Origin of the sequence: Planosporangium mesophilum, assembly GCF_016863255.1 — a bacterium.
Taxonomy (GTDB): Bacteria; Actinomycetota; Actinomycetes; order Mycobacteriales; family Micromonosporaceae; genus Planosporangium; species Planosporangium mesophilum.
The window spans coordinates 18,392-41,816 of sequence record NZ_BOON01000021.1; the positions used below are offsets into that span (position 1 = coordinate 18,392).

The 23,425-nt window shown below is 72.7% G+C and carries 22 protein-coding genes and 1 tRNA gene; 18 read left to right on the forward strand and 5 right to left on the reverse strand.

The features are described 5' to 3' along the window. Nucleotides 1-68 precede the first annotated feature (68 nt). The 17 genes from Pme01_RS11945 (at nucleotide 69) to Pme01_RS31940 (ending at nucleotide 18,550) form a co-directional block, all read left to right on the forward strand. Complete coding sequence (locus tag Pme01_RS11945; protein WP_168115635.1) at nucleotides 69-2,891, forward strand: Rne/Rng family ribonuclease; 2,823 nt, start codon at nucleotides 69-71, stop codon at nucleotides 2,889-2,891. A gap of 105 nt (nucleotides 2,892-2,996) precedes the next feature. Then, nucleotides 2,997-3,506, forward strand: a complete 510-nt coding sequence (locus Pme01_RS11950) for a hypothetical protein (RefSeq protein ID WP_168115634.1) — start codon at nucleotides 2,997-2,999, stop codon at nucleotides 3,504-3,506. A gap of 146 nt (nucleotides 3,507-3,652) precedes the next feature. Beyond that, a complete protein-coding gene (gene rplU, locus Pme01_RS11955) occupies nucleotides 3,653-3,967 on the forward strand; it encodes a 50S ribosomal protein L21 (protein WP_168115633.1) in 315 nt (104 codons plus the stop codon). Between the two features lie 10 nt (nucleotides 3,968-3,977). After that, complete coding sequence (gene rpmA, locus Pme01_RS11960) at nucleotides 3,978-4,235, forward strand: 50S ribosomal protein L27 (RefSeq protein ID WP_168115632.1); 258 nt, start codon at nucleotides 3,978-3,980, stop codon at nucleotides 4,233-4,235. Nucleotides 4,236-4,361: 126 nt separating this feature from the next. Next, nucleotides 4,362-5,831 carry a GTPase ObgE gene (gene obgE, locus Pme01_RS11965; RefSeq protein WP_168115631.1) on the forward strand — a complete coding sequence of 490 codons (1,470 nt, stop codon included), beginning with the start codon at nucleotides 4,362-4,364 and terminating at the stop codon, nucleotides 5,829-5,831. Nucleotides 5,832-5,916: 85 nt separating this feature from the next. After that, nucleotides 5,917-7,128 (forward strand): DUF1444 domain-containing protein, encoded by a 1,212-nt coding sequence (locus Pme01_RS11970; RefSeq protein WP_168115630.1) that lies wholly within the window; start codon nucleotides 5,917-5,919, stop codon nucleotides 7,126-7,128. A gap of 115 nt (nucleotides 7,129-7,243) precedes the next feature. After that, the gene (locus tag Pme01_RS11975) at nucleotides 7,244-7,771 is read left to right on the forward strand and encodes a hypothetical protein (protein ID WP_168115629.1); all 528 of its coding nucleotides are present in this window, start codon (nucleotides 7,244-7,246) and stop codon (nucleotides 7,769-7,771) included. A 47-nt stretch (nucleotides 7,772-7,818) separates the two neighbouring features. Next, nucleotides 7,819-10,350: an aminopeptidase N gene (pepN, locus tag Pme01_RS11980; RefSeq protein ID WP_168115628.1), complete on the forward strand. Its 2,532-nt coding sequence runs from the start codon at nucleotides 7,819-7,821 to the stop codon at nucleotides 10,348-10,350. Nucleotides 10,351-10,365: 15 nt separating this feature from the next. Then, nucleotides 10,366-10,983, forward strand: a complete 618-nt coding sequence (gene nadD, locus Pme01_RS11985) for a nicotinate-nucleotide adenylyltransferase (protein WP_168115627.1) — start codon at nucleotides 10,366-10,368, stop codon at nucleotides 10,981-10,983. 110 nt (nucleotides 10,984-11,093) lie between these two features. Then, the gene (rsfS, locus tag Pme01_RS11990) at nucleotides 11,094-11,525 is read left to right on the forward strand and encodes a ribosome silencing factor (RefSeq protein WP_168115626.1); all 432 of its coding nucleotides are present in this window, start codon (nucleotides 11,094-11,096) and stop codon (nucleotides 11,523-11,525) included. Then, complete coding sequence (locus Pme01_RS11995; RefSeq protein ID WP_168115625.1) at nucleotides 11,522-12,118, forward strand: histidine phosphatase family protein; 597 nt, start codon at nucleotides 11,522-11,524, stop codon at nucleotides 12,116-12,118. Before rsfS ends, Pme01_RS11995 begins: the two co-directional genes overlap by 4 nt. Before the next feature lie 67 nt (nucleotides 12,119-12,185). Continuing rightward, nucleotides 12,186-12,569, forward strand: coding sequence for a hypothetical protein (locus Pme01_RS12000; RefSeq protein WP_168115624.1), 384 nt, complete (start codon nucleotides 12,186-12,188; stop codon nucleotides 12,567-12,569). A 45-nt stretch (nucleotides 12,570-12,614) separates the two neighbouring features. Continuing rightward, a complete protein-coding gene (locus Pme01_RS12005; RefSeq protein WP_168115623.1) occupies nucleotides 12,615-13,475 on the forward strand; it encodes a DegV family protein in 861 nt (286 codons plus the stop codon). A gap of 93 nt (nucleotides 13,476-13,568) precedes the next feature. Continuing rightward, nucleotides 13,569-14,309, forward strand: coding sequence for a ComEA family DNA-binding protein (locus Pme01_RS12010; RefSeq protein ID WP_168115622.1), 741 nt, complete (start codon nucleotides 13,569-13,571; stop codon nucleotides 14,307-14,309). Next, on the forward strand, nucleotides 14,306-16,801 hold the full coding sequence (locus Pme01_RS12015; RefSeq protein WP_168115621.1) for a ComEC/Rec2 family competence protein: 2,496 nt from the start codon (nucleotides 14,306-14,308) through the stop codon (nucleotides 16,799-16,801). Before Pme01_RS12010 ends, Pme01_RS12015 begins: the two co-directional genes overlap by 4 nt. Beyond that, nucleotides 16,749-17,732, forward strand: a complete 984-nt coding sequence (gene holA / locus Pme01_RS12020; protein ID WP_168115620.1) for a DNA polymerase III subunit delta — start codon at nucleotides 16,749-16,751, stop codon at nucleotides 17,730-17,732. Before Pme01_RS12015 ends, holA begins: the two co-directional genes overlap by 53 nt. An 80-nt stretch (nucleotides 17,733-17,812) precedes the next feature. Then, the gene (locus Pme01_RS31940; RefSeq protein ID WP_205864117.1) at nucleotides 17,813-18,550 is read left to right on the forward strand and encodes a hypothetical protein; all 738 of its coding nucleotides are present in this window, start codon (nucleotides 17,813-17,815) and stop codon (nucleotides 18,548-18,550) included. A gap of 191 nt (nucleotides 18,551-18,741) precedes the next feature. On the opposite strand, the gene rpsT is transcribed toward Pme01_RS31940, so the two are convergent. Next, complete coding sequence (gene rpsT, locus Pme01_RS12030) at nucleotides 18,742-19,008, reverse strand: 30S ribosomal protein S20 (RefSeq protein WP_168115619.1); 267 nt, start codon at nucleotides 19,006-19,008, stop codon at nucleotides 18,742-18,744. An 81-nt stretch (nucleotides 19,009-19,089) separates the two neighbouring features. Then, complete coding sequence (locus Pme01_RS12035; protein WP_239088183.1) at nucleotides 19,090-20,424, reverse strand: L,D-transpeptidase; 1,335 nt, start codon at nucleotides 20,422-20,424, stop codon at nucleotides 19,090-19,092. A 159-nt stretch (nucleotides 20,425-20,583) separates the two neighbouring features. Between Pme01_RS12035 and Pme01_RS12040 the strand changes: the two genes are divergently transcribed. Further along, nucleotides 20,584-20,659 (forward strand) — tRNA-Lys (locus Pme01_RS12040). A gap of 338 nt (nucleotides 20,660-20,997) precedes the next feature. On the opposite strand, the gene Pme01_RS12045 is transcribed toward Pme01_RS12040, so the two are convergent. From Pme01_RS12045 to Pme01_RS12055, 3 genes are all read right to left on the reverse strand, one after another. Next, nucleotides 20,998-21,804 (reverse strand): class I SAM-dependent methyltransferase, encoded by an 807-nt coding sequence (locus Pme01_RS12045; protein ID WP_168115617.1) that lies wholly within the window; start codon nucleotides 21,802-21,804, stop codon nucleotides 20,998-21,000. A 425-nt stretch (nucleotides 21,805-22,229) separates the two neighbouring features. Next, the gene (locus tag Pme01_RS12050; RefSeq protein WP_168115616.1) at nucleotides 22,230-22,778 is read right to left on the reverse strand and encodes a class IV adenylate cyclase; all 549 of its coding nucleotides are present in this window, start codon (nucleotides 22,776-22,778) and stop codon (nucleotides 22,230-22,232) included. Between the two features lie 8 nt (nucleotides 22,779-22,786). Beyond that, on the reverse strand, nucleotides 22,787-23,422 hold the full coding sequence (locus Pme01_RS12055; protein ID WP_168115615.1) for a class I SAM-dependent methyltransferase: 636 nt from the start codon (nucleotides 23,420-23,422) through the stop codon (nucleotides 22,787-22,789). Nucleotides 23,423-23,425 lie beyond the last annotated feature (3 nt).

Sequence of the window (23,425 nt, forward strand, 5' to 3'; positions counted from 1 at the left end):
ACATACAGGTGTCCCTGCGTGGCAGCGTTCGTACGCGCCCGGGGGCCCCAGAACTGGAGAACGTCCGAATGCTCGACAACGAGCCTGGAGCAGCGAACAGCAACGCACCAGGAAATGACGCCCCGGCGAACGCCGCGGGCACCGACAATCCCACCGTCGCGGCGGCGGAGGCCGTGCAGGCCGCCGAGTCGGCGCCGGCCCCACGCCGCAGCAGGCGACGCCCGACGAAGTCCGCGCCCGCCGAGGCGGCGGCGACGACCCCCGCTGACGAGGGCAACGCCGCTGGCGCCGAGGCGGAGCCGGTGAAGGCGACCCGCCGCCGGCGGCGTTCGGTCGGCGAGCCGGCCGAGACGACCGCCGTGGAGCCGGTGAGCGCCGCCGAGACGGCGGAGCAGCCCGCCCCCGCCGAGCAGTCCGCCCCCGCCGAAGCCGCGGAGAGCGTCCCGGCCCGCGCGTCCCGTACCCGCAGGCGGAGCACCAAGGCGACCGCTGCCGCCGCTGAGCCGACCGCTGCCGCCGAGCCCGTCGTTGCGGCCGCCGAGCCCGTCGTTGCGGCCGCCGAGCCGGCCGGGACGGCTGAACCCGCTGTGGCCGAGCCCGCCGCCCAGGTGGCCGAGGCCACCGAGGGTGCGACCCGGTCCCGCCGGCGCGCCGCGCCGACCACGGCGGTGCTGTTCATGCCGCCGAGCGCGGCCGAGATCGAGGCCCAGGCGGAGGCCCAGGCGGAGGCCGAGGCCGAGGCGACCCGCGCCTCCCGGCGGCGCCGGGGCCGGCGCGGCGAGGCTGCCGAGCCCGCCGCCGCGGTGACCGAGGCCGAGCCCGAGGTCGAAGAGGCCACCGAGGCCGGTGACGAGGTCGACGAGGCCGGCGACGAGGAAGACGAGGGTCCGAACGGCCGTCGCCGTCGGCGCCGCGGCCGCCGTGGCCGTGGCCGCGGTAAGGGCGGTTACGGCGACGAGGACGAGGACGAGACCGAGGCCAGCGCCGACGAGGAGACCGGCGAGGCCGAGGAGTCGGAGGACGCCGAGGACGAGGCGGAGGCCGAGGAGGGCGCGACCCGCCGTCGCCGCCGCCGTCGGCGCAAGGGCGCCGGCGACGTCGAGCCCGCGCCGGACGACCCGGCCAACACGGTCGTCAAGATCCGCGAACCGCGCCCCGCCCGCGACGAGGTGCAGGGCGTGTCCGGCTCGACCCGGCTGGAGGCCAAGCGCCAGCGCCGCCGGGACGGGCGTGAGCAGCGGCGTACCCGTCCGCCGATCCTCAGCGAGTCGGAGTTCCTGGCCCGCCGCGAGGCGGTCGACCGGGTCATGGTCGTCCGGCAGAAGGGCGACCGTACCCAGATCGGCGTCCTCGAGGACGGCATCCTGGTCGAGCACTACGTCTCCCGGGCCAGCGCCTCGACGATGGTCGGCAACGTGTACCTGGGCCGGGTCCAGAACGTGCTGCCGAGCATGGAGGCGGCCTTCGTCGACATCGGGCGCGGTCGCAACGCCGTCCTGTACGCCGGCGAGGTCAACTGGGAGGCCTCCGGCCTGGAGGGGCGCACCCGCACCATCGAGCAGGCGCTCAAGTCCGGCGACTCGGTGCTGGTACAGGTCACCAAGGACCCGATCGGTACCAAGGGCGCCCGCCTGACCAGCCACATCGCGCTGTCCGGGCGCCACCTGGTGTACGTGCCCAACGGCAACGCGTCCGGCATCAGCCGCAAGCTGTCCGACGTCGAGCGCAAGCGACTGCGCGACGCGCTCAAGAACCTGGTACCCGACGGCGCCGGCGTGATCGTACGCACGGCCGCCGAGGGGGCGTCCGAGGACGAACTGGCCCGCGACGTGAAGCGGCTGCAGGCGCAGTGGGAGGAGATCTCCGCCCGTACCGGCGAGTCCGGCGCGCCGAAGCTGCTGTACGAGGAGCCCGACCTGCTCGTCCGGGTGGTCCGGGACCTGTTCAACGAGGACTTCCGTGACCTGGTCGTGCAGGGTGACGGCGCCTTCGACATGATCGAGGCGTACCTTCAGCACGTCTCGCCGGACCTGGTGGCGCGGGTGCGCCGCCACGCCGGCGTCGGCGACGTCTTCCACGAGATGCGCATCGACGAGCAGCTGATGAAGGCGCTCGACCGCCGGGTCTTCCTGCCGTCCGGCGGCAGTCTCGTCATCGACCGTACCGAGGCGATGACCGTCATCGACGTCAACACCGGCAAGTACACCGGTTCGGGCGGCAACCTCGAGGAGACGGTCACCCGCAACAACCTGGAGGCCGCCGAGGAGATCGTGCGGCAGCTCCGGCTGCGGGACCTGGGCGGCATCATCGTCATCGACTTCATCGACATGGTGCTCGAGTCCAACCGCGAGCTGGTGCTGCGCCGGCTCACCGAGTGCCTCGGCCGGGACCGCACCAAGCACCAGGTCACCGAGATCACTTCGCTCGGCCTGGTCCAGATGACCCGCAAGCGGGTCGGCCAGGGCCTGCTCGAGGCGTTCAGCGAGAACTGCGAGGTCTGCAAGGGCCGGGGGCTGATCATCCACTCCGAGCCGGTACCGGAGAAGCGCGGCTCCGGCAGCGCCGCCGCGCCGGCGAAGGCGGCCCCGGCCCGGTCCGAGGAGCCCAGCGAGAACGGGCGCGGCAGCCGCCGTCGGCGCAAGGGCGGGGCCGCCGCGACGACGGAGCCCACGCCGGCCGAGGAGGTCGGCACCGCCGAGGTGGGAGCCTCCGAGGCCAGTGCGGACGCCGGCGAAGCCGAGCGTACGGCCGAGGGCGACAACCTCGACGGGCACGAGGCGGCGTTCGCCGGGCTGGACCCCGTACCCGCGGTCGGGTTCGACTCCGACGGACTGGAGCCCGAGGAGGAGCCGGTCGGCGCCGCCCGTCGTCGGCCGCGCCGTCGCCGTTAGGCCGCCCGAGGGCGTCACCTGCTCCGGCCCTGGCGGGTTTCACACCGTATCCGGTGGCGAACCCGCCAGGGTCCCGGTACGCCTGATCTGACGAGGGAGGCCCGCATGCGAGGCCTGATCGCCGTGGCGGCGCTGTGCGGCGCCACGCTGCTCACCGCCGGCTGCGGCACGGCCGCGGGGACGCCCGAGGCGGTCCCCTCGGCCTCGGCCTCGGCCCGGCCCAGCGCGGTCGCCGGCGCCTCCCCGGACGCGAGCGCGCAGGCGGTCTGCGACGACCTGCGGAGCACGATCCTCGACACGGACGCGAAGGCGTTCGGTACCGAACTGGGCCGGATGATCGCGGCCCGGGGTCAGGGTGACCGGGCGGGGGAGAGCCGGGCCCAGCAGGCGGCCGGCGCCAAGCTGGGCGAGATCGCCGGCAAGCTGCGTACGCACGCGGCGGCCGCGACCGATCCCCGGCTGGCGAACGCGCTGACCACCTCGGCCGCCAACCTGGACCGGCTGGGGTCGGACCCGGCCACGTTCGCCGGGCTCACGTCGCTGGACGCGGTCAGCCAGACGACGGGGAAGTTCGCGACGGCGCTCAGTGACGTCGCCGACTACTGCAGTGCCTGACCCGGTTTGGGTTCTGGACCCCTGATGACGTACTCTTGCCTGCGGCGCACGTCGTGCGTCGCGTCCTTGCGTGCCCAGTGTTCACAGCTGGCGGTGCGGCAAGGAACGATCCACCCGCCAGTAGCTACGACAGGAGTCCGCCTCCGATGTACGCGATCGTCAAGACCGGCGGCAAGCAGTACAAGGTCGCCGAGGGCGACGTGATCGAGGTCGAGAAGCTCGCCGGTGACGCCGGTGACGCGGTCACCCTCCCCGCGGTGCTCCTCGTCGACGGTGACGACCTGGTGACCGACGCGAATGTGCTTGCCAACGTCGCGGTGACCGGTGAGGTCGTCGCCCACACCAAGGGTCCGAAGATCCGGATCCACAAGTTCAAGAACAAGACCGGCTACCACAAGCGCCAGGGTCACCGCCAGCCGCTGACCCAGGTCAAGGTGACCGGCATCTCCACCGGAAAGTAGGCGTAAAGCGATGGCACACAAAAAGGGTGCGTCCAGCTCGCGCAACGGCCGTGACTCCGCCGCTCAGCGCCTGGGCGTCAAGCGCTTCGGTGGACAGCAGGTCAAGGCCGGCGAGATTCTGATCCGCCAGCGCGGCACCAAGTTCCACCCGGGCGACCTGGTCGGCCGGGGCGGTGACGACACGCTGTTCGCCCTTGCCACCGGCTCGGTGCTCTTCGGCACCAAGCGCGGTCGCAAGACCATCAGCATCGTGCCCGCCCAGGTCTGAGCGAGTACCTGAGCGAGTTACCTGAGCGGACCGGTGGGCGCTTCGCGCCGCCGGTCCGCTTCGTATTTGACGCGCCGTTGTATTTGACGCGGCGTTTGACGCGAGAGCGCTGGGAAGGGACAAGCTGTGGCTACGTTCGTCGACCGGGTCGTACTGCACGCGCAGGCCGGTGACGGCGGGCACGGCTGCGTGTCGATCCACCGGGAGAAGTTCAAGCCGCTCGGCGGCCCGGACGGCGGCAACGGCGGACACGGCGGCAGCGTCGCCCTCGTCGTCGACCCCGGCGTACACACCCTGCTCGACTTCCACTTCCGGCCCCGGGTCAAGGCCGAGAACGGCAAGGGCGGCGCCGGCTCCAACCGCGACGGCGCCAACGGCGCCGACCTGCAGTTGCGCGTACCGGACGGCACGGTCGTCCTCACGCCCGACGGCGAGGTGATCGCCGACCTGGTGGGCGAGGGTACGACCGTCGTGATCGCCAACGGCGGCCGCGGCGGGCGCGGCAACGCCGCCCTGGCCAACTCCAAGCGCAAGGCACCTGGCTTCGCGGAGCTGGGCGAGCCCGGCGAGATGCTCGACGCCGTCCTGGAACTCAAGAGCGTCGCCGACGTCGGGCTGATCGGGTTCCCGAGCGCCGGCAAGTCGTCGCTGATCTCGGTGCTCTCCGCGGCCCGCCCGAAGATCGCCGACTACCCCTTCACCACGCTGGTACCGAACCTCGGCGTCGTCCGCGTCGACGACCACACCTTCACGATCGCCGACGTACCGGGCCTGATCCCCGGTGCCGCCACCGGCAAGGGGCTGGGCCTGCAGTTCCTACGGCACATCGAGCGGACCGCCGTCCTGCTGCACGTCATCGACACCGCCACGATCGAGCCGGGCCGCGACCCGCTCGCCGACATCGACGCGATCGAGGCCGAGCTCGCCGCATACGGAGGCCTGGAGGACCGGCCGCGCCTCGTCGCGCTCAACAAGGTCGACGTGCCCGACGGTCGCGACCTGGCCGAGATCGTCCGGCCGGACCTGGAGGCGCGCGGGTTCCGGGTGTTCGAGGTCAGCGCCGCCACCCGGGAGGGGCTGCGGGAGCTGACGTACGCTCTCGCCGAACAGGTGGACCGGCACCGCAGGACCGCGCCGCCGCCGGAGCGTACCCGCATCGTGATCCGCCCGAAGGCGGTCGACGACGCCGGCTTCACCATCGACCGGGACGCCGACGGGGTGTACGTGGTGCGCGGACGCCCCGAGCGCTGGGTGCGGCAGACGAACTTCGACAACGACGAGGCCGTCGGCTACCTGGCCGACCGGCTGGCCCGCCTCGGGGTCGAGGACGCCCTGGCCAAGGCCGGGGCCGAGCCCGGCGCCCCGGTGCGCATCGGCACCCACGAGTTCGACTGGCAGCCCACCCTGTACGCCGGCGAGGAGTACGTGCCCAGCGGACGGGGCACCGACCGCCGGCTCGAGGACGCCGCCACGCGACTGTCGGCGGCCGAGCGCAAGGCCGCCCGCCAGGCCCGCCGGCAGCGCTTCGAGGACCAGGCCGAAGCCCCCGCCGGCGTGGCCGGCGAAGCCTCCAGCGACCCCGACGACGAGGGGTGACCCGCCGGGCGGCGTGCGGCCCGGCGACCGCCGCCTCGGTGTGACGCATTGCGGGTAACCTCGGCGGTCGGGTTCAGGAGGTGACGTGGGCATTTTCGACCGGCTGCGACGGCACAGCGGGCCGGACCGGTTCGCCGGCGAGGTGCTCGCCGCCCTGCGCGCCGCCGGGGTCTCCGACGCCCACTACCACCGCCGTGAGTTCTCCATCGAGTACCGCCGCCGACCCGGTACCGAGTCGGCCTGGCTGTACCTGCACAACCTGTACGCCGAGTGCCAGCGCGAGCCGGGCAGCCGCGAGGAGCGGATCCGGCGGTTCGTCACGACCTTCACCCGGCTGCCCGACGTACCCGAGAACTGGGAGGCCGCGCGCCACCGGTTGCGACCGGTACTGCGCAGCGCCACCTTCGCCCGCGCCGGCCAGGCCGGGCGCCCGGCGCCGCTGCGCCGCCCGGCGTTCCCGTTCCTCGACGAGATGGTCGTCATCGACCAGCCCACGTCGATGACCTACGTCTCCGAGGCGACGTGCGCGGAGTGGGGCGTGACCACCGAGGAGGTGTTCGCCGCGGCCCGGGCCAACCTGGCCGCCGTCAGCACCCCGCCGCTGGCCGAGCACCCCGGTGGCCGGGTGATGCTGCGCTTCATCGACGACGGCGACGCGTACTGGGTCTCCCACATCCTGCTCGACGGCTGGCTGGCCGCGCTGGCCGACCACGTCGGCGGCACCCCGGTCGCGTTCGTACCCGACGTGCGCTCGCTGGTGATCGTCGACGCCGACCCGCAGCCGCTGCCCCAACTGTTCGACCTGGTCGAACGGCACTTCGCCGAGTCACCGCGGCCGCTGTCGCCGATGGCGTACACGGTGGACCGGACGGGGCGCGTCGTGCCGTTCACCGTGGATCGCGGGCACCCCGCCGCCGACGCGGTCCAGCGGGCGTCGCGGGTACTGGCCGCCACCGAGTACGGCGCCCAGCGCAACATCCTGCGGGGCGAGACCGACGACTCCGTCGCGTCGTACGCGGTGTTCGCGACCGCCGACGGCGGCACGTTCTCGGTGGCCGCCTGGACGCGGGGTACGCGGGTACTGCTGCCGCGCGTCGACTTCGTGGCGTTCACCGTCACGGCCGGGAACACGTTCTTCGTGCCGTGGGACGTCGTCATCGAGGCCGACGTGCTGACCGAGCTGCCGCAGTACCGGCCGGCCCGCTACCTCGGTGAGGCGTGGCCGTGGCCGGCCGCGCTCGGATACCTGCGGGAACGGGCCGTCCCGATCGACCTGGGCCGCCCCGTTCCCCGTTGAGCTGGCCCCCCTTTCTGGCCCCGGGGCCATGGCCCCGGGGCCGCTCTGGCCCACACTTTTTCGCCCTGCTGGGGCTCCTCCTCGGCGCCGTTGCCCGTTGATTCGCTCTCGACCCATGAACGCGATGAGGCTTCAGCAGTTCACGCTCCTGACCGACCGGTCCCTTGACGAGTCCGCCCGGGCCGCTCTGGTCGAGCGCTGCCCGGACGCCACGATCGCCGGTGGCCCGGCCGGGTCCGGCGTCATGGTCGACTTCGCCCGGGAGGCCCCGACGCTGGTCGACGCGATCGTGTCGGCGGTACGGGACCTCGACACCGTCGGCGTACCGGCTCTCGCCGTACGCGACGACGACCTGGTCACGCTGGCGACGATCGCGGAGCGGGTGGGCCGTTCGCCGGAGGCGGTGCGGCGATGGGCGGCCGGGAGCGCGGGTCCCGGCGGCTTCCCGGCGGCGGCCGAGGGGCGGCGCGGCACGGCGTACTACCGGTGGACCAGGGTGGCGTGCTGGCTCCGGCTACGGCTGGAGATCCCGGTACCCGATCCGGAGCCGGTGCTGGCCGCCGTCAACCTGGCGCTGCAGTTGCGGGCGCTGGCGCCGAGGGTGTCCCGGATGGACGCGATCCGGGCGTTGATCGCGGCATGAGCGGGGGTGCGCGTCCGATCACGACGACGGGACGGCAGGATGATCGGATGCCTAGCCTCACCCGAGCCGAGGCGGCCGAGCGGGCCGCGCTGCTGTCGGTCGACGAGTACACGATCGACCTGGACCTGACGGGCCCGGACGCGGAGTTCGAGTCCGCGACGGTGGTGCGGTTCGGCTGTACCCGACCGGGTGCGGACACCTTCGTCGAGCTCCGGCCGGCCGCGCTGCGCTCCGTGACGCTCAACGGCCGGGAGCTCGACGTGGCCGGACTTAGTGACAACCGGCTGGCGCTTACCGGCCTGGCCGCCGAGAACGAGCTCGTCGTACGGGCCACGATGGCGTACTCGAACAGCGGTGAGGGGCTGCACCGCTTCGTCGACCCGGCCGACGGCGAGGTCTACCTGTACGCCCAGACGTTCCTGGACTCCGCCCAGCGGGTGTTCGCCTGTTTCGACCAGCCGGACCTGAAGGCCCCGGTCACGCTGACGGTCACGGCGCCGGCCGGTTGGACCGTGCTGGCCAACGGCGCGGGGGAGCAGCAGGCGCCGGGGCGGTGGCGGTTCGCCACGACGCCGCCGCTGGCGACCTACTTCGTCACCCTCGTCGCCGGGCCGCTGCACTCCCGGTACGCCGAGCACGACGGCATCCCGCTCGGCATCCACTGCCGGGCGTCGCTCGCCGAGCACCTCGACCGCGACGCCGACGAGATCTTCGAGGTGACCTCCGGCTGCCTCGACCGGTACCACGAGCTGTTCGCCCGGCGCTACCCGTTCGGCAAGTACGACCAGGTGTTCGTGCCGGAGTTCAACGCCGGCGCGATGGAGAACCCGGGCTGCGTGACGTTCCGCGACGAGTACGTGTTCCGCTCCGCCGTCACGCGGGCGGAGCGGGTGGAGCGCGCCGTCGTGATCGCACACGAGATGGCACACATGTGGTTCGGCGACCTGGTCACCATGCGCTGGTGGGACGACCTGTGGCTGAACGAGTCGTTCGCCGAGTACCTGGGCACCCGGGTCGCGGCGGAGGCGACCGCCTTCACCGACGCCTGGAGCGGCTTCACGATCGAGCGCAAGACCTGGGGGTACGCGGCCGACCAGCGGCCCTCCACGCACCCGGTGGCCCCCGAGGGCGTCGACGACAGCGACGCGGCCCTGCTCAACTTCGACGGCATCTCGTACGCCAAGGGCGCGGCCGCGCTGCGCCAGCTCGGCGCGTTCGTGGGCGACGAGGCCTTCCTCGCCGGGCTGCGGCAGTACTTCGCCGACCACGCGTACGGCAACGCCACGCTGACCGACCTGCTGGCCGCGCTCGGCGCGGCGAGCGGCCGCGACCTGTCCGGCTGGGCGGCGCTGTGGCTGCGGCAGAGCGGGGTCACGACGCTGCGTCCGGTGGCCGCGACCGGCCCGGACGGCCGGTACGCCGCGGTCACGGTGGTCCAGACCGCACCCGCGTCCCAGCCGGTCCTACGCCCGCACCGGCTGGCGCTCGGCCTGTACGACCGGGACGCCGACGGCCGGGTCGTGCGCCGGGAGCAGGTGGAGGTCGAGGTGGACCCGGCGGTCGACCTCGGGCGTACCTCCGTGCCGGCGCTGACCGGCCGGCCCGCCGCCGCGCTGCTGCTGGCCAACGACGACGACCTCACGTACGCGAAGGTGCGGCTGACCGAACCGGAGCTGGCCGCCCTGCCCCGCCTGCTGCCGTCGGTCGCCGACCCGGTCGCCCGGGCGCTGCTGTGGAGCGCGGTCTGGGACGCCACGCGCGACGCCGAGGCGGCGCCCGCACGCTTTGTCGAACTGGCCGCCGCCGGGCTCGAGACCGAGACCGACCTCGCCGTCTTCGCCGAGGTGATGGAGCTCGCCGCGGACGTGACGGTCGGCCAGTACCTTCCGGCGGCCCAGCGTGCGGCCGCGTCGGCCGCGCTCGCCGCGATGTGCGCCCGGGTCCTCGCCACCGCTGCCGCGGGCAGCGACCGGCAGCTCGCGGCAGCCCGGGGGCTCGCCCGGTGCGCGGGGGTGGACGAGGCCGGCACCCTGCGGGGCTGGCTGGCCGGCAAGGACGTACCGGACGGTCTCGCCGTCGACGCCGAGCTGCGCTGGGCGCTGCTGCGCCGGCTCGTCGTCCTCGGGATGGCCGGCGCCGCGGACCTCGACGCCGAGAGCGAGCGGGACCGCAGCGGGCACGGCGCCCAGCACGCGGCCCGGTGCCGGGCGGCGCTGCCGGATCCGGCGGCCAAGGCGCGGGCCTGGGAGGCGATCGTCACCGACGAGACGCTGTCCAACCGGCTGTTGCTCGCGTACGCCCAGGGGTTCTGGCAGCCGGAGCAGGAGAGCCTGACCGAGGCGTACGTGGCGCGGTACTTCGACCAGATGCCGGCGATGGCCGCGCAGCGCGGCGCGCAGGTGGTCAGCCAGGTGGCGAAGGCCGCCTACCCGAGGTACGCGGTGAGCACTCCGACGGCCGACGCGGCCCAGCGGCTGCTCGACCGTACGGACCTGCCCCCGGTGCTGCGCCGGGTGCTGCTCGACTGCACGGATGATCTACGGCGGGCGCTGACCGTCCGGTCGCTGGCCGGGGCGTAAGGGGCGACCATTACCATGCCGCGGGTGGGAGAGCCTCGGAGGGACGTGTCTCGTCGTCGAATAGGGATCATGGGCGGCACGTTCGACCCGATCCACAACGGTCACCTCGTCGCAGCGAGCGAGGTCGCCGACGAGTTCTCGCTCGACGAGGTCGTCTTCGTGCCCACCGGGCAGCCCTGGCAGAAGGACGAGGTGGACGTCAGCCCGGCCGAGGACCGGTACCTGATGACCGTGATCGCGACGGCGTCCAACCCGCGGTTCCACGTCAGTCGGGCCGACATCGACCGGAAGGGGCCGACCTACACCATCGACACCCTGCGCGACCTGCGTGAGGCGTACGGCCCGGACACCGACCTGTACTTCATCACGGGCGCCGACGCCCTGGAGAAGATCCTGTCGTGGAAGGACGCCGACGAGATCTTCGCGCTCGCCCACTTCGTCGGGGTCACCCGGCCCGGGTACGAGCTCAGCGCCGCCCACCTGCCCGCCGACACGGTCAGCCTGGTGCAGGTGCCGGCCATGGCGATCTCCTCGACCGACTGCCGGGCGCGCGTCGCGCAGGGCAAGCCGGTCTGGTACCTGGTACCCGACGGGGTTGTGCAATATATCGCAAAGAGAAGTTTGTACCGATAGCTCCCAGGGATCGAAGCGGCACTTCGCGGGTACCCGTGAGAGGCTGGAACCTTGGGGCGGAGCCGCTGGCTGGTTGTGGCCCGCACCGACGACACGACGAGAGGAGTCAGGTGCCCGCAAACGAGCGCGCCCGCGAACTGGCCCTGGCCGCCGCGCAGGCGGCCGCCGACAAGAAGGCACAGGACATCGTCCTGCTGGACGTGGGCGACCAACTCGTGATCACCGATGTCTTCCTGCTCGCTTCGGCGCCGAACGAACGCCAGGTCATCGCGATCGTGGATGCCATCGAGGAGAAGCTGCTCGAACTGCCGGACAAGGCGAAGCCGGTACGCCGCGAGGGCGAGCGGGCCGGCCGCTGGGTGCTGCTGGACTACATCGACATCGTGGTACACGTGCAGCACAGCGAGGAGCGCGAGTTCTACGCGCTCGACCGGCTGTGGAAGGACTGCCCGACCATCCCGTTCGTCGACCGGGACATGGCCACCGCCGAAGCCCGTGGTGGCGCCGAGGGCCCCGGCGGCGAAGCCGACGACGCGGCGTGACGCGTCTGCTGCTGTGGCGGCACGGGCAGACCGCCTGGAACGCCGCCAGCCGGGTACAGGGGCAGATAGACGCCGAGCTTGACGAGGTCGGTCGGGCCCAGGCCCAGGCCGCCGCGGCCCGCCTCGCCGAGCTGCACCCCGACGTGATCATCTCCAGTGATCTCCGCCGGGCGGCGGACACCGCCGGCGCGCTCGCCGCGATCACGGGCCTCGACGTGGCCCACGATCCGCGCCTGCGGGAGCGGCACTACGGCAGCTGGCAGGGGCTGACCACCACGGAGATCGCCGAGCGCTGGCCGGAGGAGTACGCCGGCTGGCGCGCCGGGGCCCCGATCCGGGGGCTCGGCATCGAGGACCTCGACGAGCTCGGCAAGCGGGTCGCCGACGCGCTGACGGACGTGGCGGGCCGGGCCGCCGGCGGCACGATCGTCGTGGCCAGCCACGGCGGCGCCATCCGGCGCGGCGTGATCGCGATGCTGGGCTGGCCCGAGTCGGTCGTACCGACGCTGAGCGTGCTCACCAACTGCCACTGGGTGGAGCTGCGCCTGGACCAGCGACGAGGCTGGCAGCTCCGGGCGTACAACGCGGGCTGAGCCCCTGCGCGATCATGCGTGTGGGGGCGGGGCGGAACCGGGCGGCGCAGAGTAGCGTCCGATCACCATGGGAGCGCCTCGCACCGTCACCGCACTGCTCGTCCCGTTGCTCGCCGGTGCCCTGGTGGGCGGCTGCAGTAGCGGCGGCGGCGGGACGCCGTCCCCGGGAGCGAGCAGCGGCGGCGGCAGTTCGGTGCCGCCCTCGGCGTCCCCGGCGGTTTCCTCCACGCCAGCCCCTGAGCTGACGCTGTCCGGGCAGGTCGAGGCCGGCGTGGAGCCCAACTGCCTGGTGCTTCACAGCGGCGGCCAGACCTACAACCTGATGGGCGGCGACCGGAACGTGGTGAAGCCCGGCAACAACGTGGTCGTCCGGGGTCACGTCGCCCAGAACGTCATGAGCTACTGCATGCAGGGCCAGCCGTTCCAGGTCACCGAGGCCAGCGCCGGGTGAGCGGGACGCGTTTCTGAATTGGCCGCCATCGGTTACGGTGCCGACATGGCAGGTACGTCTGAGCGCGTCGCGGTGGTCACCGACAGCACCACGTACCTGCCGGAGACCCTCGCAACCGAGGCCGGTCTGACCGTCGTTCCGCTCACCGTCGTCATCGACGGGGAGCCGGGCCTGGAAGGCATCGACATCACCCCGGCGGACGTCGCCAAGGCGCTCGAGCACCGACGCGCCCACGTGACGACGTCGCGGCCGGCCCCCGGTGCGTTCGCCGAGACGTACCGGCAGTTGCTCGACGGTGGCGCGCCAGGCGTCGTGTCGGTACACCTCTCCGCGCAGCTCTCCGGTACCTATGAAGCCGCCCGCCTGGCTGCGGACGAGTTCGGCGGGCGGGTCGAGGTGGTCGACTCCTGCTCCACCGGCATGGGCCTGGGCTTCCCGGCCCTCGCCGCGGCGGCGGCCGCCGCCGACGGGAAATCCCTTCCGGAGGTACGGGCCGCCGCCCTCGCCACGGCTGACCGCACCACGACGCTGTTCTATGTGGACACGCTGGAGTTCCTGCGTCGGGGTGGCCGGATCGGGGCGGCGTCGGCACTGCTCGGTACCGCGCTGTCGGTCAAGCCGATCCTGCGCCTGGCCGGTGGACGGATCGCCGTCAGCGACAAGGTACGCACCGCCGGCCGCGCCCTGGCCCGGCTGGTCGACCTGGCGGTCGAGGCGGCGGGCGACGGCACGGTCGACATCGCGGTACACCACCTGGCGGCCACCGAGCGGGCCGAGGCGCTGCGAGGGTCGCTCACGGCGCGGCTCGGTGACCGGATCCGCCGGGTATACGCGACCGAGGTGGGTGCGGCGGTCGCCGCCCACGCCGGACCGGGCCTGCTGTGCGCGGTGGTGAGCCGCCGGTAGCGACCGGCCCGGGTTTTCCACAGGCACCCTCGCTGTCCACAGCCGCGCGGCTCGTACCCGCGGAGACCGCCGCCCGCCACTAGCTTTCGGCGCATGTTTCCATCGCACCGAGACGCCGCCGCCGACGAGGTGCGGGAGCGGTTCGTCCGGGTCGTCGGCCTGCCGGAGGACGAGGAGCTGGTCTCCCCGGCCTCACCTGTCACTACGGCACCACCTCCCGCGCCCGCCGGTCTGCGGGGCGCGCTGGGCGCCCTCGACCCGGGCCGCCGGGGCGTCCGTGCGCTGGTCGCCGTGGCGGTGGTCGCCGTCGCCGTTGCGGGCTTCCTGACCTGGCGGGCCCGTCCCCAGGTGGAGCCCGTCGCCGCCGCCCGGCCCGAGCCCTCGGCGGCGGCGAGCCCGTCCGGCTCCGGTGTCGTCGTGATCGCCGTGACCGGCCGGGTACGGCGTCCCGGGCTGGTCCGTCTTCCCGCCGGCGCCCGGGTGGCCGACGCGATCGACGCGGCCGGCGGCATCCTGCCCGACACCGACCTCTCCTTCGTCAACCTGGCCCGCAAGCTCGCCGACGGTGAGCTGGTGGCGATCGGTGTCACCCCGCCACCCGGTGTCGCCGCCGAGCAGGGCGCGCCCGGGGCGACCGCAGCCGGGCCGCTCAACCTCAACACCGCCACCGCCGCCCAGTTCGAGGCGCTGCCCGGCATCGGACCCGTCCTCGCCCAGCACATCCTGGAGTACCGCACCAAGCACGGCCCGTTCCGGTCGGTCGACGAGCTACGGCAGGTCGACGGGCTCGGGGGTGCCCGGTTCAACCAGATCAAGCCGCTGGTGACGGTGTGAGCGCCGACGCCTACCCCGATCTTCGGCTGGCCGGGGTCGCGACCGGGACGTGGCTGGCGGCGCTCGCGGCGCTGCACCTGTCCGGGCGGGCCGGGGCCGCCGTCGCGGTGGCAGCCGGGCTGGTCGCCGTCGCGGTGGCAGCCGGCCTGGTCGCCGTCGTGGTGGCGGTCGGCCGGCGGTCCGGCCGGATGCCCGCGGGCGCGGTCGGCGCGGTGTCCGGCCGGACCGCCGTGGTCGCCGTGCTGGTCGGCGTCGTCGCCGGTGCCGGGGTCACGGCGTGCCGGGTGGCGCTGCGCGACGCCGGCCCGGTCGCGGCACTGGCCCGCGAGGGCGCCACCGTGGCCGCCGCCCTCGTGGTCACCGACGACCCCCGCCCCACCCCGGGTGCCGTCGGCGGCCCCACCCGGTACGCCGTCGCCGCGGACCTCACCCGGCTGAGCCCGACCGGCCGGCCGGCGCTGCGCCTGTCGACGCGGGTCCTGGTGCTCGGTGGCGACCCCTCCTGGCGGGGCGTCCTGCCCGGGCAGCGGGTCGAGGTCGACGGCCGGATCGTGGCGGCGCGCGGGGGAGACCTGCGCTCGGCGGTCCTGTCCGTGCCGGGCGCGCCACGGCTGATCGGCCGGGCGTCGTGGGCCCAGCGGTCGGCCGGGCGGCTGCGTGCCGGCCTGCAACGGGCCTGCGCGCCGCTGCCACCCGAGCCGGGCGGCCTGCTGCCCGGGCTGGTGGTCGGCGACACCACGCGGCTGGAGCCCGCCGTGGCGGACGATTTCCGCACCACCGGCATGACGCACCTGCTCGCGGTCAGCGGGTCGAACGTTGCGATCGTGCTCGGCTTCGTGCTCGGCCTGGCCCGCTGGTGCCGGGCCGGTCCACGGCTGGCCGCCGCGATCTCCGTCGTCGCGCTCGTCGGCTTCGTGATCCTGGTACGCCCGTCGCCCAGCGTCCTACGCGCCGCCGCCCTGGGGGCGCTCGTGCTGGTGGCGCTCGCGAGCGGTCGTCCCCGGGCGGCGGTGCCCGGGCTGGCCGCCGTGGTGATCGTGCTGGTCCTCGTCGACCCGCAGTTGGCCGGCGAGCCGGGGTTCGCGCTCTCGGTCCTCGCCACGGCAGGCATCCTCCTGCTCGCACCCGGCTGGCGCGACGGGCTGCGCCGCCACCGGGTACCGGCAGGCCTGGCAGAGGCGATCGCCGTACCGGCGGCCGCGCAGTTGGCCTGCGCGCCGGTGATCGCCGCCCTGTCGGGCACGATCGGGCTCGTCGCCGTGCCGGCCAACCTGCTCGCGGTACCCGCCGTCGCGCCGGCCACCGTGCTCGGCGTCGCCGCGGCGCTGCTGTCACCGGTCTGGCCGGCCGGGGCCGAGCTTGCCGCGTGGCTCGCCGCCTGGCCGGCGCGATGGCTCGTTCTGGTCGGCCGGTACGGCGCGCAGGCACCCGCCGGCACCGCGCCGTGGCCCACAGGCGCGGTCGGCGGCGTCCTGCTCGCCGGGGTCCTCGTCGCGCTCCTGGTCGCGGCCCGGCACCCGCTGGTCCGCCGGCTGGCGGCCGTGGTGACGATTGCGACGGTCGTCGGCACGCTGCCGGTACGGCTGGTCGCCTCGGGCTGGCCGCCGCCGGGGTGGCTGCTGGTGATGTGCGACGTAGGCCAGGGCGACGCGGTGGTGCTGCCGGTCACGCCGGGCCAGGCGGTGGTCGTGGACGCCGGTCCCGACCCGCCCTCGGTCGACGCCTGCCTGCGCCGGCTCGGCGTCCGACACGTACCGCTGCTGGTGATCAGCCATTTTCACGTCGACCACGTCGGGGGAGTGGAAGGCGTGTTCCGGGACCGCTCGGTCGGCGCGGTGGTGACGACCGCCCACCCGGAGCCGGCCCTCGGGCGCCGCCAGGTGCTCGCGGCTGCCACCGCCCGGCAAACTCCGGTACGGCAGGCGACGGCGGGTGAGGTCTACCCGGCGGGCGGGCTGCGCCTGACCGTGGTCGGGCCGGGCCGGCCGCTGGTCAACACCCGCTCGGATCCCAACAACAACTCGCTCGTCCTACGCGCCACCGTGCGCGGGCACTCGGTGCTGCTGGCCGGCGACGCCGAGGAGGACGAGCAGCAGGGCCTGCTGGGCGACCCGGTACGGGTCGATGTGCTGAAGGTGGCGCACCACGGCAGTGCCTTCCAGGACCCGCGGTTCCTCGACGAGGTGGATCCGTCGGTCGCGCTCGTCTCGGTGGGCGCCGGGAACGCGTACGGCCATCCCAACCCGGCCGTGCTCCACCGGCTGGCCCGAGGCGGGGCCAGGGTGCTGCGGACGGACGTCTCCGGTGACCTGGCCGTCGTCGACACGGACGGGCGGCTGGCGGTGGCGGCACGCGGCCGGCAGCCCGGCCGCCGGCGCGCAGCCCTGCCAGCACCGCCGCCGGTAGCGCCGGCCGTACGGCGGCGGCGTTCGTGGGACGATGGCTGCCGTGCCTCCACAGTTGTCAGCCGACGTACGTCTCGTCCTCGGTGACGAGGAATTCCTCGCGGACAGGGCGGTGAGCGACGCGATCGCCACCGCGCGGACGGCCGAGCCCGACGCCGAGGTGAGCGAGTACGCCGCCAGCGAGCTGGTGCCCGGCGAGCTGGCCGAGATGACCAGCCCGTCGCTGTTCGGCGGGCGCCGGGTGCTCGTCGTCCGGGGCGGTCAGGACGCGAAGAAGGACCTGGCGGCGGCGCTGCTCGAGTACGCCCGCGACCCCGACCCGGACGTGACCCTGGTCATCACGCACCTCGGCGGCGCCAAGGGTAAAGCCCTGGCCGACGGCCTGCGCGCGGCCGGTGTCAAGGTCATCCCCGTCGGGAAGATCACCAAGCCCCGGGAGCGGGTCGACTTCGTCCGCGCCGAGGTCCGCCGGCTCGGCGGCAAGTGCGCGGAGGACGCCGCCGAGGCGCTGATCGAGGCCGTCGGAAACGACCTGCGCGAGCTGGTCGCCGCCTGCTCCCAGCTGGTCGCCGACACCGGAGGGCGGATCGACGCCGGCACCGTCGCCCGCTACTACCGTGGCCGCGCGGAGGTCACCGGCTTCACGGTCGCCGACGCGACCGTGGAGGGTGACCTACCGGGCGCGCTGGAGGCACTGCGCTGGGCGCTGCACGTCGGCGTCGACCCGGTACCGATCGCGGACGCGCTGGCCGACGGGGTCCGTACGGTGGCCCGGGTGGCCTCGGCCGGGCGCGGCAACCCGTACCAGTTGGCCAGTGCTCTCGGCATGCCGGCCTGGAAAATTGAACGTGCTCAGCGCCGAGCCCGTGGCTGGACCCCCGACGCGCTCGTTGAAGCCATGCGGGTGGTCGCTGACTGCAACGCCGCAGTCAAGGGCGGCTCCGAGGACCGTGGGTATGCGCTGGAGCGCGCGGTCTTCGCGGTCGCAGCGGCCCGAAACGGAGGTGGGACGCGGTGAGTCAGGGCGGCGAAGTCACGGGGCAGGCTTCCTGGTACGCACGTGCGCTGGGGCTACGGCACGTACGGCCCGGTGGGCTGATGTCTTTTCTGCTCTTCGAATGCATGGTCGCGCTGGCCGTGCTGCTCGGGCTGGCAGAGCTGACCAGCTGGTGGGCGGTCGCCGCGCTGCCGGTCGCGGTCGCCGCGATGGTCAAGCTGAACGACCTGGTGGCCGGCGCGGTCGGCGGGGGCGGTCAGGGCAGCCGTGCCGTCGGTTCCCGGCGGTACGGGGAGCACCGGGACAATCTTGCGACCGAGGTGACCCCGGCGTTCGACATGCCGGGCATGGCCCGGGCCGAGGCCCGGTCGTCGCGCGTCTACGTCTCCGGCGCCTACGCCGCCGTCCCCGGCTCCTACCCCACGGGTGCGGATGCCGGTGCCGACCGCATGACCGGGGCGCGCGCCGGGAGGGCCGACACCACGGCGGGCCTGCCGGGCGAGAGCCGGCGTTTCGACGAGCCGACGACCGTGGGTCTGCCCCGTGAGAGCCGGCGCTTCGACGAGACCACCCAGCACAACGGGCTGCAGCGCCGGGTGGCGGCCGGCAACCCGGCCGGGGGTCGTACCGGGAACTCCCGTGGGCGGCAGCACAGCGCCGAGTCCGAGGACGAGCGCGCCGCGCTGGTACGGCCGGAGTGGCGTCAGACGGTCACCCTCGGCCGCCACACCCGGCGGGACGACAGCCGAGCCGGTAACGGCCGGCAGGCAGGTCCGCACCTCGACGCCCATGAGGGCAGGCACCAGGGCGGCCAGCCCAACCGGCACCGGTTCGCCTGAGGCCCTTCGTCTCACCACGGGGCACGCCCGCAGCGGCGCGCCCCGAGTCGCGTGCGTGCCACGATCGGCGTTATCCGCCGCAGCGCATCCGTACCCCACGGGTGCGCCGAAACGGCCGTACCGGGACACGCCAAAACGCCGCCGGGCCGTCAGACCCAGGCGGCGTTACGAGGCGTCGACGAGCGGGGAGCTCAGGCGGCCAGCGACGACAGCCGCTTGGCGATGGCCGACTTGCGGTTGGCGGCCTGGTTCTTGTGGATAACGCCCTTGCTCACGGCCTTGTCGAGCTTGCGCGAGGCCTCGCGCATCAGCGCGGCGGCCTGCTCGGAGTCGCCGGTAGCGGCGGCCTCCTGGAACTTGCGGACAGACGTCTTCAGCGCAGACTTGACCGACTTGTTTCGCAGCCGGCGCTTCTCGTTCTGCCGGTTGCGCTTGATCTGGGACTTGATGTTCGCCACGCGACAGCCTCGTCAGGTAGTTCGGGTTGGAGTCGAGTGCGCATGTTGAGACGGCGCCTCAGCAGTGCGCGAAGAGCCAGGTTACCAGGTGCGCCGCGGAGCGGCCAAAACGGCGGCGAGCCGGACCGGCCCGGTCTGGGCCGAGCCGTCGGACGGAGCCCCGCTCGGGCCCGCGGACGGACCGGTCGGGTTCGCCGGCCGGGGAAGGGCGCTGCCCTTGACGTACTCCTCCCAACTGCGGTTCCAGTCGGTCCAGCCGTCACCCCAGTCCAGGCCACGTTCGGTGCCCTTGACGATCACCGGGTCGCCGATGCGCGTCTGGTGCCACAGCCAGTCGGCGTTCCCCATGGAGATGTTGGTGCAGCCGTGCGAGACGTTGCGCCGGCCCTGGTCGCCTACCGACCAGGGGGCGGCGTGGATGTACTGCCCGCCCCAGGTCAACCGCTGCGGCCAGCTGACCCTGGTGCGGTAGCCGTCGGTCGAGTCGACCGGGACGCCGTAGCTGGACGAGTCGAACCACTCCCACTCGTTCTTGACCATCACGATCATGTTGCCGCTGGACGACGGCGCGCTCGGCTTGCCCAGGCTGACCGGCATCGTCTTGACCACCTGGTCGTTGCGGGTGACCGACATCGTCTTGGTCGCGTTGTCGATGGTCATCACGAACTTGTCACCGATCGAGGCGCGTACGGTCACGTCCGCCGCGCCGTACGAGCCGCCGCCGAACGGCAGCCCACCCGTCGCGAGCCGGATCGACAGCTTCGTGCCGGCCTTCCAGTACTCGCGGGGCCGGTAGTGGACCTCGTGGCCGTTGAACCAGTGCCACACGCCCTCCTGTACCGGCTCGCTGGCGACGAACAACCGCTTCTCGACGTTGGCCCGATGGTCCTGGTGGACATCGCGGCCGAAGTTGACCACCACCGGCATGCCGACGCCGTAGACCCGATCGTCGCCGAGTTGGCTGCTCACCGAGGCGAAGCCGCCAGGCCGGTCCATCGTGGTGAACGTCACCGTCTTGGCGGTCTCCTTGCCGTCCGCACCGATGGCGGCGACCTTCGCGGTGTACCTGGTGGAGTACTTGAGCTGCGCGTTCGGTATCCACGACGAGCCGTCGGACCGCATGGCACCGTCGACCGGGGCGCCCGCGGCGTCGGTGAGGGTCACCATGCTGGACCGGGCGTTCTCGGTGGTGAAGGCGATCTCCGCCGAGGTGGGCACGTCCGCCGCGCCGTCGGCGGGGAAGCTGACGGCCGCGACCGGCGGGGGCGGGGCACTGGCGGTCGATCTCGGGGTCGATGTACGGCCCTTGCCGTTCGAGGCCTTGTCCGAGCCGCCGCACGCAGCGAGGACCATCAGCCCAGCCAGCGCGACCATCGCCCCGACGCTCCGCCGCCGTCGGGCCGCCGTCTGCCCCATGTTCATCTCCCCGATCCCCAAGCCTGGCGCTAATGGTGCCCTAGTACCTGGCTTCGTGAGGTACCCGTTTGTGCCTTCGGCCGGGGACCTGGCGGGGTGAGGGGGAATGGGTTGGGAGGTCACCAAAGGGGCGTGCTATCGTTCTCAGCGTTCCAGTGAGCGCCGCTAGCTCAACTGGCAGAGCAGCGGACTCTTAATCCGCGGGTTCGGGGTTCGAGTCCCTGGCGGCGCACCACAGGTAACAGGCCCTGAGCTGGCGTTTCTCGCCGGATCGGGGCCTGTTTTGTATGTGGCGCCGGTGGGCGGGTGCTCGGTGGGTGCTCGGGAGCGGTTAGATCGGCGGGGCTGGCCTGGGAGTGTCTGGCGCGCTCGGGGACGTGAACGAGCGGCCGACCGCCTCAGTGTGGCCGTCGGCCGTGGCTGGGGTGCGGTGGCGAGCCGGGTGGCCGGCCATGCCTGGTAGTTCGCGACGGACATTTGCTGTCGCGGCACTGGTCGAGGTGGCAGCCCGGTTGGTTGGCGGCCTGGCATTGCTCTGGTCAGGTCGTCCAGGTCGGCACCGTGCGACAGGGGTCATCGTGTAGGAGTCCTGGGGCCTCGACGCCGGCCGAGGTGGATGAGGAATTCGTTGTCTTCGACCAGGCTCCCGTTCTCGCTGTGCTCGGTGAGAGTCGAAATGATCGCCTCTTCGAATTCGTGAACGCGGTCGCCGAACAGGCGTCGGGCGGCGAATGAGGTCGAGTAGAGGTAGCCAAGCACCGACTCGGCCGTCCAGGTCCGTCGGACCGGAACCCGTACCTCCTCCACGACGGAGAAGGCGGACTCGGCGAGGATCTCGCCGAAGGGGCGGTCGGCGTGGGTGAATACGCTGTCGCCGGCGCGCCGCTGCGTGCCGAGGAACTCAGTGATGATTTGTCGGACGGCGGTCTGCCAGGGGTTGCTGGCTGTCCAGAAGCTGCGGTCAGCGAAGATCGCGACTGTCCCGGCCGGGCTGACACGCTGATCCAGCCGGGCGAGCACGGCCGGCTTGTCCATCCAGTGGAACGCTCGGCAGATGGTCACGAGGGAGGCTGTCCACCCCGGCGGAGTGGTGAAGCTCTCGGCGGTTGCGTGCACCAGGCGCAGCATGACGTCTGCGGGTAGTGCGGCGCGGAGGGAGTCGTGGGCGGCGGCGAGCATGCCGGCGTCCGGGTCGGCGGCGACGACCTCGTCGAAACGGTCACCGATAGCGAGCACCACGTGTCCGGTCCCGGTCCCGAGGTCGAGTAGCCGGCGTGGGGTTTCGACAGCGCTCGCGGCGATGAGCACGTTCGCCACGTCGGTGGGGATACCGGGGCGGTACCGCCGGTAGTAGTCGACGGTGCCGGTGAAGTTGCTCATGGGCGGGTTCCTTACGGTCGCTGCATGGGCGAGCTCGGTCGACACGCTCCACCTGCGGGGCTTCGGTCTTGCGCTTCCCGAAAATGCCGACCTCTTGTCGCGATCCGCACTTCGCGCGCGTGGGGATGTTGATGCGCCGCTCCCACCCAGCCGATGGACACACTGCTGGCCGGATACCGATCTGCGCAACTTCGGCTCGACCGCCTGCGACCTGCTGGCGGTGGCGAGTGGCGCTCTGGACGGGTTCATCGGGTTCTCGCAATCGCCGTAGGACACCGCGGCGGGACTGGCCCTGGTGCGTGCCGCTGGCGGGGTGAGCCGAAATCTCACCGACGTCGATGGTGTCGACGTCGTGGTGGCGGGAAGCGAGAAGATCGTGGACGCGGCGTCAGCCGCCCTGCTGAGCCGAGACTGACGCCGTTGCGCTACGCGAACGTGAGTTCCGGTTCGGCGAGAATGTCGCGGTTGAGCACGGCCAGGTAGACCTCGTCGACACTGCCGAAGGAGGCCTCTTCGAAGGCAAGGCCGAGACCTTCGGCGGCGTTGTGGACGGCCGCTTCGTCCGGTCCCTCGACCTCGAGGAACGTGGGCAGGTCGGGCCACGTGTCCAGATCGAAGGTGACGCCGTCGAGGTGCCACTCTTCGCGGTAGTTCTCCTGGTAGCGCTGGGCGGTGAACCCCATTGCCTCCAACAGGACGCGGGTGGCGTCGAAGTCGCCGACCTGGACTTCGGCTTCCAGAATGCTGTCGATCGCCGCCGTGTCCGCCACTACCTGCTTGTAGGTCAGGACGGTCTTGTCGCCCTGATCACGCAGCCGCAGCCAGCCACGTCGGGCCTGGATGTCGTCGTTGCTGAACACGATGCGGCGCATCAGCGTGCGAGGCATGGTGCACACGGCCGACCGGGCCTTCAGCTTGTCCAGGACGGCGGCGACGTTGACGGCGAGGAAACGTGCCTCGAACTCGGTCTTCAACGAGTCTCCTATGGCCGGGTAGCGATGATCAGGCCCATCCGGTGGATGTGTTCGGTGAACTGCTCGACGTGCGGAGCTTCCAGGAACGGCACCGTGTAAGCCTCCCAGTCAATCCTCCAGTCGCGGAACAGTCGCCGCACCTCGCCCTGTTCGGGGTAGTGCTCGATGCTGAGGTGACGCGGCTCGACCGGCATCATGTATTCGGCGCCCAGGAGCCCGCGGTGCGGCCGGCACAAGGCGGCCATCGTCGCGATGAAGTCGGCAAGCGGCCGACTGTGGTTGACGCTGTAGTGCCATGAGCAGCTTGTCCAGACCGCGTCGAACAGCTGTGCCGGCGCTTGCATGTCGAGGAGGTTGCTCTCCACGATCTCGACGAAGCTGCTGAGTCCTTCCACAGCGAGTCGTTGACGTAGCCCCGGCATGGTCGAGCCCATCTGGCCGGGCAGGGCGATCTGGCCCCCGTTGAGCGCGAGCGGGTCGCGCTCAACGGCGAGTACCCGAATGCCCCGGCGTGCCAGGGGCAGGACGAACTTGCCGTCGGACGCCCCCACCACGCAGGCAGATTCGACCTTTCTGGCCGACAGAAGGTCAAGGAACAGTGGGAAGAAGGTCCGGGTGTCCTGCCATACGCTGGTCGTGACCACGGA

What these genes read in the sequence shown, in the direction of transcription:
- Pme01_RS11945 (WP_168115635.1), top strand. Translation starts at nt 69, where the DNA reads ATGCTCGACAACGAGCCTGGAGCAGCGAACAGCAACGCACCAGGAAAT.
- Pme01_RS11950 (WP_168115634.1), top strand. Translation starts at nt 2,997, where the DNA reads ATGCGAGGCCTGATCGCCGTGGCGGCGCTGTGCGGCGCCACGCTGCTC.
- rplU (WP_168115633.1), top strand. Translation starts at nt 3,653, where the DNA reads ATGTACGCGATCGTCAAGACCGGCGGCAAGCAGTACAAGGTCGCCGAG.
- rpmA (WP_168115632.1), top strand. Translation starts at nt 3,978, where the DNA reads ATGGCACACAAAAAGGGTGCGTCCAGCTCGCGCAACGGCCGTGACTCC.
- Pme01_RS11975 (WP_168115629.1), top strand. Translation starts at nt 7,244, where the DNA reads ATGAACGCGATGAGGCTTCAGCAGTTCACGCTCCTGACCGACCGGTCC.
- pepN (WP_168115628.1), top strand. Translation starts at nt 7,819, where the DNA reads ATGCCTAGCCTCACCCGAGCCGAGGCGGCCGAGCGGGCCGCGCTGCTG.
- nadD (WP_168115627.1), top strand. Translation starts at nt 10,366, where the DNA reads ATGCCGCGGGTGGGAGAGCCTCGGAGGGACGTGTCTCGTCGTCGAATA.
- Pme01_RS12000 (WP_168115624.1), top strand. Translation starts at nt 12,186, where the DNA reads ATGGGAGCGCCTCGCACCGTCACCGCACTGCTCGTCCCGTTGCTCGCC.
- Pme01_RS12005 (WP_168115623.1), top strand. Translation starts at nt 12,615, where the DNA reads ATGGCAGGTACGTCTGAGCGCGTCGCGGTGGTCACCGACAGCACCACG.
- Pme01_RS12010 (WP_168115622.1), top strand. Translation starts at nt 13,569, where the DNA reads ATGTTTCCATCGCACCGAGACGCCGCCGCCGACGAGGTGCGGGAGCGG.
- holA (WP_168115620.1), top strand. Translation starts at nt 16,749, where the DNA reads ATGGCTGCCGTGCCTCCACAGTTGTCAGCCGACGTACGTCTCGTCCTC.
- Pme01_RS31940 (WP_205864117.1), top strand. Translation starts at nt 17,813, where the DNA reads ATGTCTTTTCTGCTCTTCGAATGCATGGTCGCGCTGGCCGTGCTGCTC.
- Pme01_RS12035 (WP_239088183.1), bottom strand. Translation starts at nt 20,424, where the DNA reads ATGGGGCAGACGGCGGCCCGACGGCGGCGGAGCGTCGGGGCGATGGTC.
- Pme01_RS12045 (WP_168115617.1), bottom strand. Translation starts at nt 21,804, where the DNA reads ATGAGCAACTTCACCGGCACCGTCGACTACTACCGGCGGTACCGCCCC.